The following is a 13445-nucleotide window of genomic DNA, read 5'->3' on the forward strand; positions in this document are numbered from 1 at the left end:
ATTTCCTTCAACTTGTCTAACTCATCTTTAGTCAACGTAATCCCTTTTCCCATTTTCTCATGGTTCTCGGACCAATCACGGATATCATACTTGGGTTCACGGCCATTCCAGCTAATTAGATTAAGTTCTCGCTTCCATCCCTTTGCAGATTCTGAAAGTACGGCGATCTTTTGTGTGATTTCATATTTAATGTCTGCCATTTATCTTACCTCCTTTCCATAACATTAGATTTTATCAAAGTTTATACTTTTCGCCATGTAATGTCATTCTTGTAATACTTTTTCTTTAATTGAGATAAATCATACTCACTGAATTTTTGATGTCATTAGTTTTTAAATTGACTGACCAAACAGCACAGTTGCGAACAACAGCAAGAAAACATATCTCTTTTATTTATTTCACGCTTCCCTCAAGTTTCGTTTTTTCTGAAATTTGGTAATGAAAAAAATGTTGGTACCAATCGTGGCACCAACATTTTCATTCATAAAACGAATCTAATCAAGTATTTGTAAGGAAGGACCTTGCCCCAAAATTTTTAAGTCTACTTTAATTTATAATACTTCTTATACCAATCTACGAATTTTCCGATTCCTTCATTTATACTAGTTTTGGGCTTAAATCCGATCGCATTTTCCAGGTCTTCCACATCTGCGTAAGTGGCTTGTACATCACCTGGCTGCATAGGCAGAAATTCCTTTTTTGCTTTTTTCCCGAGTTTGTCTTCAATCACTGAGATAAACGTCATCAGCTCTTCCGGTCGATTATTGCCGATATTATAAACTTTGTATGGTGCTGTACTTGAAATATCAGGCACTTGGATTCGTTCTGGTTTTTTATCCATTAAACGAACAATTCCTTCTACAATATCATCAATGTAAGTAAAATCTCTCTTCATATCACCAAAATTAAAAACTTCAATTTTTTCTCCATTCACGATGGCATTAGTAAACTTAAAATACGACATATCGGGTCTGCCCCACGGACCATATACCGTAAAAAACCGTAAACCTGTTGTTGGCAGATCGTACAAGTGACTATAGGTGTGAGCCATTAATTCATTCGCCCGTTTGGTAGCTGCATACAAACTTACCGGATAATCTACATGATCCTTCGTGGAAAATGGCAATTGAGTATTAGCTCCATAAACAGAACTTGATGAAGCATAAATAAGGTGTTCAATGTTAAACTGGCGGCTGCATTCCAAAATATTCAAAAACCCCACTATATTGGATTCGATATAAGCATAAGGATTTTCTAAACTATAGCGAACCCCTGCTTGTGCGGCTAAATTGATGACAATATCGATTTGACTTAGCGAGAAAATTTTTTCCATCTCTGCTTTGTCTTCAATGGAACATAATTCAAATGTGAAATTTTTATATTCCTTTAATTGCTTTAATCTAGCCTCTTTTAGATGAACATCATAATAATGGTTTAAATTATCTACTCCAACTACCACATAATGGTTTATTAATAATTGTTTTGACAAGTGAAAACCAATAAAACCAGCACAACCAGTAATTAAAATAGTTTTCAATTTAGTCAACTCTAGCCTCCTTTTCTAATAGGCTCGGACATCTATAAAACAAGCAATCCATTAAAAGCCTCCTATATGTGGTATTTATAACCGAGTGAAATCGATATTTTTTTGCCAGTCATCATAGATTTCAGGGTCCATTTCTTTTGCTTGCTTCAAAAAGGTGTCCAATAGTCCCAAATCTTTTAAATCACGAAACATCTTAGGATTATATGGGTCATCCTTGGTTAGACCATCTGAGTGGTCGATGGCTTTTAGGATTTCCCCTTCTGTAATAATAAAATGACCGATGGATGTCTTGATTCTAGTAAATCCAACCCGCTTTAATTCTTTTCGAATCTGAATGATTTGTTTGGTAAAAGATTCAGGAATATTTTTTTTCTGCTTTAAATAATTCTTTAAATTCTGTCCCCTTAAATATTCCATCACTACATAGTTTGGTCCAACTTCATAAACCTTTGGCACCCTGTTAGTGTCCTTAGCAGCCTCGAGTGCCTTCCCTTCCTTTACCGCTGCTTCTGGAATTACATAAATTTTCACGCAACGATCTTCACTTAGCTGAAAGACAGCACCTTGACTTCCTTCCCCAATTAGTTTCAGGGAGGTTGGATTATGAATCATAAGCTCTTTTTTACCATTGGTTTCTTTTCTTGCCACTCTTATCTTTTTATAATCCTCCATCAACCCTACCCACCTTTTTCTACTTTTGGATAACCACTATCTATAGTATGAAAGAATCACTTTGTTGCTTTAGGTTAATACCATGTCTTTTTACAAACTTAACCAATCTTTTACAAAAAGCGCGAAAAATATGTATTTGTCCATTTCAAATTATTTTTTTTTGAATTTTATATAAAAGAGGATTTATAAATGAGGATCTTTATAAATTGGACAAGAATGACTCAGAAAGGAGACGGAAGATGGGTTACATTGAAGATCTTCGCGCTCAAGTTGGTACAAGACCCTTAATCCTAACTGGGGTCACCGCTTTGATTATTGATCAAAAGCGTCGTTTTCTGATGGTTCAATCGGATAATGTTTGGAAGTTGCCGGGTGGCTTTATCGAATTAGGCGAATCAGCGGAAGAAGCCTGCAGACGTGAAATATTAGAAGAAACAGGAATGAATATAGGTGACCTTCAATTAATCGGCGTTTTCTCGGGTAAAAGCTATTTTACCAAGCTTCCGAATGGCGATGAATACTTCCCTATTACCATTGCTTACGTAACCGAAGATATCCGCAGTGGCGAATTAACCCCAGATGATATTGAAGTACAAAAGGCGCAATTTTTTAAATGGTCCGCTTTTCCAAAAGAATTAAGCGAGCGGGACCGACAGATCTTCCAAAGTTTTATTGAAAGAATGATTTCTCAGGGAAGGAAGGGATAGAATTAGTGAAGTCCATTGCTTTTTATCTTCAAGAACCTTTTAAAATTAATCAAAAGTTTATGTACAATCAAACGATCATGTTGGATCAATATCGTCCTATTGTCATTGGTCCTTTCCCAGATAGCGAAAATGTCCTTTATCCGTTTGAACATTATTATAATATAAACGACATTCAAGACTTTGGCGCCTTTTTTCAGGAGCAAAATGTCGCAGCCATTCACGCCCATCAAGGGAAATTTGCTCTTGATATTTTACCGATTGCCGTAGAGCACAATATACCTGTGATTGTGCATTTTCGAGGCCGTGACTCCTCCACCCAAACCTATAAGAGGTTTCGTGAAAATGTACTCCGTTATCAAGATTTAGTAAAACAAGGAGCAGGTTTTTTGGCCGTTTGCGATTTTCTAGCGGATGAGTTAAAAAAACTAGGGTTTCCCAAAAAAAAGATACATGTTTTATATGGTGGACTGGATTTAAGCATGTACCCCTATTTTGAACGGTCTCTGCCAACGGCAGGAGAAATCCGGATTCTATCTGTTGCACGACTCGTGGAAAAAAAAGGATTTCTCACCTTATTGAAAGCTTTTCAACGGATTCAGCCCCAATACCCAAGAGCAACACTACACATTATTGGAACAGGTAAAGATGAAGAAAAAATTAGATTATTTATTGAAGAAAACCAATTAACGGATTGCGTTTTTCTCAGAGGGCCAATGGAATCAGAGCAAATTTCAAAAGAATTAAGAGAAGCACATCTCTTCTGCCTTGCAAGTGAAACTGGCGTAGACGGGGATGTAGAGGGAATACCTAATGCCTTAAAAGAAGCTATGGCAAGCGGGTTACCCGTCATCTCCACCATCCACGGAGGAATTCCAGAATTAATTGAACATCGGAAAACAGGCTATCTAGTACCTGAAAAAAATGATCTAAAATTAGCCCAAGGATTAAAATATTTTCTGGATCATCCAAGACTGTGGAAAAGATATACAAGAAATGCACGACAGGTGATTGATGAAAAATTTGATGTACTGAAGCAAATCCAGGTACAACAACAGTTATACGACATCATACTAGAAAAAAACGATGAGAGAGAGCCCTAAATATGATGAATGCATATAGAAAGGAGGATTTTCTAAATGAATAAAGGTAAAGACCATGCTGAACAGCTCATTTACCCTGTTCAATATATACAAGGTTTAATAGGCGGAACCGCTCATGTCATTCTTTTTAGCAATGGGAAGAAATATGTGGTGAAGTGGTTTGATGTTTATAAAAGAAGAGGAAAAGAAGTAATCAATGAATATCTAATTGGCAAACTGGCACAGCTTTTATCGCTTCCTGTGGTCCCTTTTCAGCTTGTATATATACCGAAGGAATTTATCAAGAGAACTCCAGAGTTACACTCAACAATATATCACTACACTGCAGGAATCCATTATGGATGTGAGTTTATTGAAAACAGCACAGTATTTGCGAATGTCAGAGAAACGCCTCCTACTAAGAAGGAGGTTAAAAACCGCGATATGCTTGCCGGCATAATGGTATTCGACCAATGGGTGAACAACTCCGACCGCGGTACACAGAATGTGCTCTTTGAAATTCTCGGTGATGGCGGCTATTATGTCCATATGATTGACCACGGAAGGGTATTTCCTGGCCGCTACGAATGGTCTGCACAAACACTGATCGAGGAGCCTGTTTACAACTACCATTGGCCCTTTTATATATGGACATACACTCTTCTGGATAGTCCGAATGAGCTTACTTCCTATATTGATACAATAGTAGTTTTACCAAACGAATCGATTTACGAGATCATCCAATCAATCCCTAAAGAGTGGAAAGTACGCGGAGAAGATAAAGAGGCTCTCTACCAGTTTCTATTAAAACAGAAAAGTAACCTGCCAGAAATCGTAGATCAAATTATTGAATATCATAATAATTTAAATGAACAATCCCAATAATTCTTAAAAAAAGTAGCTCCCTTTTTTGCAGGTAGTTACTTTTTGTCTATCGATCGTTTCAATTTATATAAAACCTTACCAATTTCTTGTACTTTGTCTTAAGAATGATGACGTTTGTCCAAACCACTGTTATCTTAAGACAATATAATAAATGGTACTTATCAGATAATTCAATATGAACCTGGTAAAGCTAAACCTTCATTAAAAAAACCAGCAAAGATAGGATGAAAAGGCTTATGCGAACCATTGTATTTATTGAAAGTAACAAATCCGGATCTAGTAGAGAGGCAATAAAAGCTGCTGAAAGACTCGGCTATTTTACGGTGTTATTCACCAATAAACAAAGATTCATTCAACAACGAACAGAGTTTCCCGAAGTTCATCAAATGATTTTAGTGGAATTATCCAATGATGCAGAAGTAAGAAAAAACCTCAACCAACTAAAGGGACAAGGGAAACAAATAAAAGGAATTTTTAGTTTTGTCCATTCTTACGTTTATCTCGCAGCCGTTTTAGCAGAAGAATATTGTACAAGTGCCGTCTCCACTAATTCGATTTTAAAAATGGAAAATAAAGTTTTAACTCGTGAGCTTCTCAAAGGACACCCAAATTCCCCCTATTATGAACTTTATAATCCAGATGATTATTCCTTAGAATACTTTATTGGGCTAGCCAAGGAGTATTTACCACTGATTGTAAAATGTCCCACATCTGCCGGTTCAAAAGATGTTATATTGGTCAATGACGAAAAGCAGTTAAAACTGGCAATGCAAGAATTACTAAAAAAACATGAACAGATTTTAGTGGAAGAGTATCTAGAAGGACCCCAATATTTAATTGAAGTTTTAGTACACAAAGGAAAAGTTCATATTGCAGCGATCCTCGAACAACAGATTACTCTATTCCAACGATTTATCGTAACCGGATATTGTTTATTACCACAAATCAATCAAAGAATGTACAATCGTATCTATGATGCAGTAAGTTCCATTTTACAAGCTTTTCAGATGAGAAATGGTGCCTGTCACCTTGAGATGCGTTTTGTAAATGGAGAATGGAAATTAATTGAGATTAATCCAAGAATCTCAGGTGGAGCGATGAATCGAATTATTGAGGTTGGCTATGGAATAAATTTAGTAGAAGAAACCATTCAATTAATGTTAGGAAATGAGCCTAATCTTACTAGAAAACACAGTAAGTATGTATATGCACATTATTTAACCGTTGATTCGAAAGGTAAATTAAATAAGGTAACCGGAAAAGAACTCAGCTCTCAATATCCCGGTGTAGAGGAGGTGTATATTAAACCCCGAAAAGGACAGATCGTACGTCCGCCTATATCCATGGGAGATCGTTGCGGATACATTTTGGCCTCCTCAAATTATAAAAGTGAAGCGAAAAGAATGGCAACACAAGCAGCCAGCCAAATCACCTTCTACATTGACCCCCTTTAAAATTACCAGTGACAAAAAATGAGGAGGATATCGCTTTCCATGATGGAACAAAAAATAGAAAAAGAAATTGGAGAGGTGAAAAAGAAGTAATATGACGCTAATTGGCATGCTTCATCATCGTAGAGATCCAAATAATGTAAAGAAAGCATATGCTTATGCCGCTGTCGCAAAAGCAGAAGGTGTATCCTTTTTTTACTTTACCCTAGGGAAGGTAAATATCAAACGGCACACCATTTTAGGAAAAGCCTATGAAAATGGACAATGGATTGAAAAGGAATTTCCTTTCCCTGATGTCATTTATAATGCAAGTTATCTTGCGAGTGAGAAAACGAAACATATCTATGATTATTTGTATGATCGAATTCCGTTTACAAGTCATTCGATTGGGGACAAATTATCGGTATACAACCGAATTAAAAAGGCAAATAAATTTAAGCATTACCTTATTCCATTTTATGAATTGACGAACGTCCAGATTTTTTTTGACATGATCAAGCGTTATCAAAAAGTGATTGTCAAACCGTTATCTGGGCATCAAGGAGGCGGCATTGTTTTTATTGAAAAAAATGGTTCCAATCATTATAAAATGAATGATGCAGGATTAGAATCATCTATGAATGAAAAACAATTGTTAGACTGGTTATCCCATAAAGTCCAAGAACAAGATTACGTCGTTCAACAGTTCATTACAAGTCAGACAAAAACTGGTCATGTTTTTGATTTCCGGCTGCATGTACAAAAAAATGGAGCAGGAAAATGGGTGATTACTTCTATTTATCCAAGGATCGGACGATTAGGGACCATTACTTCTAATATGGGCAGCGGTGGTTATAGTACTTACCTGGATGTTTTCTTAAAAACAGAGTTCGGTGACTCCTGGTATGATATTAAAAGGTATCTTGAACAGTTTGCGATTAGTTTTTCCAATCATTTTGATTCTTTATATGACAATGAATTGGATGAACTGGGAATTGACGTCGGAATTGATGAAAATGAAAAACTATGGCTTTTTGAAGTGAATTGGCGACCCGGTCCGCCTAATATCTATAGTCTTGAATTAGATGTCGCAAAAAATACGATTTTATATGCTAAATATCTGGCAGATACAAATAAATAGTAATGGGAAAGCATAACACATAAATTACCCATTTCCACATTTTTATAAAGTCCCTCCCATCCAACAAGGCCGTTGTTATGGCGTCCTTTTTTTCTTTTCATTTTTATATCCCTAAAAAAGGCAGCTTGCCGCTCATGAACTTCACCTGCACTTGGGCTGAAATTCATTAAAGGAAAGCTGCCTTTTTATGTGAAGTTTTAACTGCTTAAATAGTCGATGACATCATCGAAGTCTGAGTCATTCCCACCCGTCTTGAAATAAACAATATCATTGGGGATTAAAAATGAATCAAAGAACCTCTTCATTTCTTCTGCGTCTGAAAAATGATAAACATGATTTGGATTTATTCCTGCCTCGATAGCTGGCTTTTGAAAATCTTTTGCAATAAACCCTCTGGTAATGAGTATATCAACCCCCGAAGCAGCAATTAGGTGTCCTGCCTTTTCGTATTCTTCATCTGCATATTTTCCCAGTGATGCCATTCTTCCTAGAACCGCAATTTTTCGTTGGGATGGCAATGCGATGCGCCTTAATGTTTCTAAGCCTTTTCTTAACGAAGCAGGATTGGACTTCCACGTATCATCCACCAGCGTTACTTGATTTCGTCCCTCGATTATTTGAAAATGGGATTTCATATGATGATAAGTGGATAATCTTTTTAAAGCATAGCGAATGTCCACCCCTAACATGGCCGCTGCGGCTAATGAAGCGACTGCATTATAGACACTATGCTCACCAAGACCCGGTATATAGCCTTTATATTCTCTTTTCTTATATTCCATCCAAAAAGTCATGCCGGAGGATTCATATTGAGTCTTCTTAATTCTAAAACTAGCATTCTTGTTTTTTCCGAATGTGATGATCTTTCCCTTAAATTTAGACGTATCGATGGAGGATAGATATGAGTCGTCCGAATTTAGGATGAGAATCCCCTCATTATTCATCCCTTCCATGATTTTTGCCTTTTCTGCTAGATAATCATCAAAGGAGTGAATTTTATCCGTATGATCGACATCAATCATGGTCATAATCCCAATATTCGGATAAAAATACTTACAGGACACCGTCATATCCCCTTTTTTAGATACGGCGGTTTCAAACACTGCCACATCGGTCTCTTCCTCTATTCCCAGTAAATAAGAAAGATTGTAATAATCGGCATTTTTGCTGGATATCGTTGCCTGGACATTGTGTGTTTCTTCTAAAATATGTTTTAGCATTTCTTTCGTGGTAGACTTTCCACATGTACCCGTAATGGCGACTACTGGAATGTTAAACAGATGTCTGTAATACGAAGTGAATTGAAAAAAACTTTCTTTGAGGTCCTTTACTAGAATGATTTGCTCAGAATTTAATTTTTCCATATGCGTAAATGGTGTATCGGTAACGATGAATACATTCCTGTAATTCTTTATCTTTTCAACAGATACCTCTCGATTGTTCGGACGAAAATATAACGTATGACTGCTAATTTCAGATCTGTCATCCGTGACGGTCTTGATCCGTATTCCTTTTTGCTTGTCATTAGGCCGAATGTTCATGGCTGTTAAAATGTTCTCCAATAATAATGTCTTCAAAATGTCCCCCCTGTAGTTCCTTTTTTGAAAAAAGCATCTAGGATTGAATTGCTATGAATTGCCTACTATATCATATGATTTGTCCCCTCATGCTGGTGTGTGATATTTACACAGGCAATGAGCGGAAATAATTATAGTATTCTTTAATTTCCGGTCTCCCCTAACGAAGGCATTTTTTCCTATCTCTATACATAAGTTACTCCAATAAAATAACGGTATTATTTGCACCCATCAATTGTTCATTCTTCAATTAATGCAATAGATACATGCCATGCAGGAAAACTTGAAAGGAATGTAGAATTATAGCAAAAATTTAGCAGGTAACATGGAGGAGCCCTCGTGAATAAACAAACCATTTTAGTGATTGAGGATGATGAAAAAATTGCCCGGCTGTTGGAAATTGAACTGGAATTTGAAGGCTATTCTGTTGCAAAATACACTAACGGTCATCAGGCTTTTGAAGCTTACCGGAACGGACGGTGGGATCTTATTTTACTAGACGTTATGCTTCCTCGGCAAAGCGGAATCGAGCTCCTTCGCCGGATCCGATTAAATGACCAGAAAACTCCGGTCATTTTATTAACAGCTAAGGATTCGGTCGAGGACAAAGTGACTGGACTTGATTTTGGTGCCAATGATTATATAACGAAGCCATTTCAATTTGAGGAGCTGTTAGCAAGAATCCGGGCTGCGCTCAGAATAAATAAACTAGAAGAATCAAATGCACAGGATGGCTTGCTTACATTTGGTGATTTGAGCATTAATCAAAAAACTCGCGAAGTTTTAAGGGGACCAAACCCCATTGATTTAACTCCCAGGGAATACGATTTACTGGTTTATTTGATGGTCAATAAACGACATTTATTGAGCAGGGAGCAAATTTTAGAAGCCGTTTGGGGTTATGATTTCATGGGTGATACCAATATTGTGGATGTATATATCCGGTATGTAAGAAAGAAAGTCGACCTGCCTGATAAACCTCCCCTCATCCATTCAATCCGTGGTGTTGGATACGTATTAAAGGACAGCAAATGAAACTTCGAAATAAAATTAATCTTTATACTTCCTTTTTATTTGCTGTCTTACTGATTCTGATCAATAGCACGATTTATTTTTCATTTCATCAATTAATCTTCGATGGAGAACTCAATACAGCCAAAAAGGAAATCGAAAAAACCACTCGTGATTTTAGCGATTCAATCGGCATCATACCTGAAGATGACCTGCTTCGCTCCTATGTTCCAATCAGTGGAATGATTCAAATTGTGTCAGAAAAGAACCAAGTTACTACAGCAGTCACGAGTCCAACTGAGCAGGCATCAATACAGAGAAAAGATTTATTTTATCAACAAGAAATTAGTAGATTAATGGTTTACCAAAAAAAATCTTATATCTTTGAATCCATGCCGATTATTCTCCCTGATGGAACAATCGCCAATCTTCAGATTATAAAAGGCATTCAAACAGCGACTGACAATTTAAAAATCCTCCGTTATGTCATGCTGGCTGTTACCATGATTGCTTTCATACCTGTAATCCTATCTAGCAAATTTCTTAGTAATCTTATTACCCAGCCTATTCTTTCCATGATTCATACCATGCAGGAAATTAGAGTGAAAGGCCGATTCAAGCGGATACCTCTTGAAGGACATTCTAATGATGAGCTTTTCAAAATGGGTGAAACTTTTAACCATATGATGGATTTACTGGAAGTGAACTATCAAAAGCAAACGGAGTTTGTCTCAAATGCCTCACACGAATTGAAAACACCTTTAACCATCATTGAAAGCTATGCGAGCCTATTAAAAAGAAGAGGATTCTCTGACCCTGACCTCCTATTAGAATCGATTGAAGCCATACTCTCAGAGGCGATCCAAATGAAGGAAATGACGGAACAGTTATTATTACTTGCGAAGCAGTCTGAGCAGTGGAGTGTTCAAAAAGAAAAGATTCAGCTTAGTGCTCTTGTGGAACAAACGGTCCATTCATTCAAGAGTGCCTATGACCTGAACATTGAATGTAGACAGGATCATGAATCCCCTTTGTTTGTAGAAACAGATGAAAAAAAATTAAAGCAATTGATGTTTATTTTTCTTGATAATGCACGGAAATATAGTGATCAAAGACTAACGGTAATAACCGGTATGGAGAAAGAAAAAGTCTTTATTAAAATGATTGACCGGGGAATTGGAATTCCAAAAGAAGATCTCCCTAAAGTATTCGATCGATTTTACCGTGTAGATAAGGCTCGGAGCAGAAAACAAGGTGGTTCTGGTCTAGGCTTATCCCTGGCAAAAGAAATAGCGGATGCCATTGACGTCCATATTCTGTTGGTGAGTGAAGAAGGAATTGGGACAACGGTAACTCTCGTGATCTAAGTGGGTTAACTCACCTTTTTTGCTTCTCAGCAATTTCTCATTTTTGTTTAGGAAAATACTCTTATAAAGGTTAGCGAGGTGAGAGCTTGAAAAAAAAATCGTGGATTTGGATTTTTGTCCTTTTCCTTTTAAGTTTAACGGTCATGATAACAATCCACCAGCTTACCAGTTCTTCTGGGGCTAAACATCTTACAACTGTGGAAGCACAGAATCTAGTTCAAAATAGGTATCAGGGTACGGTCACCCAAATTCGTTTAACTAACGATCAATATGTAATCCAATTGAAGAAGGAAAATCGCATTTACAAAATCATCCTGGATGCCAATACGGCTGAAATTGTGTCTATGGAAAAGCTAGCGGACCAAACACCACAACAGATCCTAACAGAAACAGAAGTTAGAGCTCTTATATCGAAAAAAACAAAAGGAACCATTACCTCAATAAAAAAAGAAAAACAGGATGGAAAAGAAATCTATCTAGTTTCAGTAAATGAAGGGACTAATCTCACAACCTTTATAGTGGATTCGGTGACAGGCACCATTTCCACTTCCTCAACGGTAAAAACTGAACCACCCAAAAAACTAACCGAAGCAGAGGCAGTCAAGCTTGCTCTTCAGCAAGTGGATGGCACTGTCGATGAAATCTCCTTTGAAACAAAGAATAATCAACCTTATTACTTTGTTAAGGTGAAAGCTAAAGATAAGCAAGAAGCAATCGTTCAAGTTCATGCGATTAAAGGAACCGTGGTGTCCATTACTTGGGATGATGATTTAAAACAGGTTTCAGATGATGACAATGATAAATAAAGTTTCTCAGTGATTTTTAATCTTCTTCTCTAATTCTCTCTCATTTTTACTGGATATTCTGTAATGGAACAAAGAATAAAGGAGGAAGAGAAATGAAAAAGAAACTTTTGATTGGATTATTGTCAGCATTGATTTTACTTTGTGGAGCAGTAGTGGCGGTTGCAGCAAAAAATAAAGATATTCAAACTGAACAGCCTGGTACCTCTCCATCAAAGAGCCAAGATCTCCAAACATTGGATGACAGCAAAAATAGGTTAAGTACCAAACCTAAGGATGATAGTATCAATCATGATCTAAATGATGACAGTAAAAACAGACAAGTGGTTAGACGGAATGACGATGGTATGAATCATGATCAATTTGATGACAGCAAAAACCGTACTGACGACAATAAGCATCAAGGACATGACGATGGTCCGGACCATGATCGATATGATGATAGTCACTAAACTCTAACTATTCCATCAGAAATAAAAGTTCGGGACTCACATATTTAAATGTGTGTCTCGAACCTTAATTAGCGGGAATGATAGATACTACTTTTGATCCCATAAATATTTAACTACAGCATCATACTCTTCTTTAGATAAAGATCCTGGCGCGCTTTTTGGCATATTTGTTTTAACAAAATTTGCTAAATTCGCTTCCGTCTTAAAATCGGTATGAATCTTTGTTGAATCCAACTTAATTTGCCCTCCTGTGATGTCTCCAGAACTATGGCAAGTAATACAAGACTTTTGGAATACCTCATCCCCTTTTACCTCAGCTGTTGTAGTGGTCGTAGTTTCTTTTGCTGTTTCTTCCTTGAATCCCGTTTCGTTGCTGCATGCACTGATCAATGCGAATAATAAAAAAAAGAGAGCACCGATGGTTAACTTTTTCAATTACTCCACCCTCAGTCGGATTAGATTCTTGGTTTTGCATAATTCCATCGATTATCACATCATATTACTTAAGTCCTAGAATTATACTTTCTTAAATAGGAACAATCTTATGAGAATAAACGACTAATACAATACTGGCTGCTCTAACACGGAATGTCCAATCTCCAATACTATATTGCTAGAGTAAATGGTGTTTTTTACCGGGAGATCGAAAAAACAAAAGCTCCTAATAAGACTGTAATATCCCTACATAAAGAGCATTCATAAAACGTTCATACCTTTATGTCGATATTTTGAACTTCCGTAAATCTCACTTTAATATATCTCAAAATAAATATAT

The 13445-nt window shown here is 36.7% G+C and carries 14 protein-coding genes; 9 read left to right on the forward strand and 5 right to left on the reverse strand.

Features of this window, described 5'->3' with window-relative positions; translation table 11 throughout:
* The 3 genes from V7266_RS25480 to V7266_RS25490 form a co-directional block, all read right to left on the reverse strand.
* Positions 1-200: YdbC family protein (locus V7266_RS25480; RefSeq protein ID WP_335472048.1), on the reverse strand; the 200-nt coding region annotated here is incomplete at its 3' end.
* 341 nt (positions 201-541) lie between these two features.
* Entirely contained in the window at positions 542-1546 is a 1005-nt protein-coding gene (locus tag V7266_RS25485; RefSeq protein ID WP_335472049.1) for an NAD-dependent epimerase, read from the reverse strand.
* Between the two features lie 75 nt (positions 1547-1621).
* Positions 1622-2218, reverse strand: coding sequence for an RIO1 family regulatory kinase/ATPase domain-containing protein (locus tag V7266_RS25490; protein WP_335472050.1), 597 nt, complete (start codon positions 2216-2218; stop codon positions 1622-1624).
* A 239-nt stretch (positions 2219-2457) separates the two neighbouring features.
* Here V7266_RS25490 and V7266_RS25495 point away from each other — a divergent pair, with 239 nt between their 5' ends.
* The 5 genes from V7266_RS25495 (at position 2458) to V7266_RS25515 (ending at position 7460) form a co-directional block, all read left to right on the forward strand.
* Complete coding sequence (locus V7266_RS25495; protein WP_335472051.1) at positions 2458-2925, forward strand: NUDIX hydrolase; 468 nt, start codon at positions 2458-2460, stop codon at positions 2923-2925.
* A gap of 5 nt (positions 2926-2930) precedes the next feature.
* Positions 2931-4025, forward strand: coding sequence for a glycosyltransferase (locus V7266_RS25500; RefSeq protein WP_335472052.1), 1095 nt, complete (start codon positions 2931-2933; stop codon positions 4023-4025).
* Positions 4026-4061: 36 nt separating this feature from the next.
* Positions 4062-4889, forward strand: coding sequence for a HipA family kinase (locus tag V7266_RS25505; RefSeq protein ID WP_335472053.1), 828 nt, complete (start codon positions 4062-4064; stop codon positions 4887-4889).
* Between the two features lie 236 nt (positions 4890-5125).
* Positions 5126-6343, forward strand: a complete 1218-nt coding sequence (locus tag V7266_RS25510) for an ATP-grasp domain-containing protein (RefSeq protein WP_335472054.1) — start codon at positions 5126-5128, stop codon at positions 6341-6343.
* A 91-nt stretch (positions 6344-6434) separates the two neighbouring features.
* Positions 6435-7460, forward strand: coding sequence for a YheC/YheD family endospore coat-associated protein (locus V7266_RS25515; RefSeq protein WP_335472055.1), 1026 nt, complete (start codon positions 6435-6437; stop codon positions 7458-7460).
* A 197-nt stretch (positions 7461-7657) separates the two neighbouring features.
* Here V7266_RS25515 and V7266_RS25520 read toward each other — a convergent pair whose 3' ends face one another.
* Positions 7658-9037: a UDP-N-acetylmuramoyl-tripeptide--D-alanyl-D-alanine ligase gene (locus V7266_RS25520; protein ID WP_335472056.1), complete on the reverse strand. Its 1380-nt coding sequence runs from the start codon at positions 9035-9037 to the stop codon at positions 7658-7660.
* A gap of 339 nt (positions 9038-9376) precedes the next feature.
* Here V7266_RS25520 and V7266_RS25525 point away from each other — a divergent pair, with 339 nt between their 5' ends.
* The 4 genes from V7266_RS25525 (at position 9377) to V7266_RS25540 (ending at position 12670) form a co-directional block, all read left to right on the forward strand.
* A complete protein-coding gene (locus V7266_RS25525) occupies positions 9377-10072 on the forward strand; it encodes a response regulator transcription factor (protein WP_335472057.1) in 696 nt (231 codons plus the stop codon).
* On the forward strand, positions 10069-11415 hold the full coding sequence (locus V7266_RS25530) for a sensor histidine kinase (protein ID WP_335472058.1): 1347 nt from the start codon (positions 10069-10071) through the stop codon (positions 11413-11415). Before V7266_RS25525 ends, V7266_RS25530 begins: the two co-directional genes overlap by 4 nt.
* Before the next feature lie 86 nt (positions 11416-11501).
* Positions 11502-12221, forward strand: coding sequence for a PepSY domain-containing protein (locus tag V7266_RS25535; protein ID WP_335472059.1), 720 nt, complete (start codon positions 11502-11504; stop codon positions 12219-12221).
* Positions 12222-12313: 92 nt separating this feature from the next.
* The gene (locus V7266_RS25540) at positions 12314-12670 is read left to right on the forward strand and encodes a hypothetical protein (protein WP_335472060.1); all 357 of its coding nucleotides are present in this window, start codon (positions 12314-12316) and stop codon (positions 12668-12670) included.
* Between the two features lie 87 nt (positions 12671-12757).
* Here V7266_RS25540 and V7266_RS25545 read toward each other — a convergent pair whose 3' ends face one another.
* Positions 12758-13105, reverse strand: a complete 348-nt coding sequence (locus V7266_RS25545; RefSeq protein ID WP_335472061.1) for a c-type cytochrome — start codon at positions 13103-13105, stop codon at positions 12758-12760.
* Positions 13106-13445 lie beyond the last annotated feature (340 nt).

Source organism: Neobacillus drentensis (genome assembly GCF_036965645.1).
Classification (GTDB): Bacteria; Bacillota; Bacilli; order Bacillales; family Cytobacillaceae; genus Neobacillus; species Neobacillus drentensis_D.

What these genes read in the sequence shown, in the direction of transcription:
- V7266_RS25490 (WP_335472050.1), bottom strand. Translation starts at nt 2,218, where the DNA reads ATGGAGGATTATAAAAAGATAAGAGTGGCAAGAAAAGAAACCAATGGT.
- V7266_RS25495 (WP_335472051.1), top strand. Translation starts at nt 2,458, where the DNA reads ATGGGTTACATTGAAGATCTTCGCGCTCAAGTTGGTACAAGACCCTTA.
- V7266_RS25505 (WP_335472053.1), top strand. Translation starts at nt 4,062, where the DNA reads ATGAATAAAGGTAAAGACCATGCTGAACAGCTCATTTACCCTGTTCAA.
- V7266_RS25510 (WP_335472054.1), top strand. Translation starts at nt 5,126, where the DNA reads ATGCGAACCATTGTATTTATTGAAAGTAACAAATCCGGATCTAGTAGA.
- V7266_RS25515 (WP_335472055.1), top strand. Translation starts at nt 6,435, where the DNA reads ATGACGCTAATTGGCATGCTTCATCATCGTAGAGATCCAAATAATGTA.
- V7266_RS25530 (WP_335472058.1), top strand. Translation starts at nt 10,069, where the DNA reads ATGAAACTTCGAAATAAAATTAATCTTTATACTTCCTTTTTATTTGCT.
- V7266_RS25540 (WP_335472060.1), top strand. Translation starts at nt 12,314, where the DNA reads ATGAAAAAGAAACTTTTGATTGGATTATTGTCAGCATTGATTTTACTT.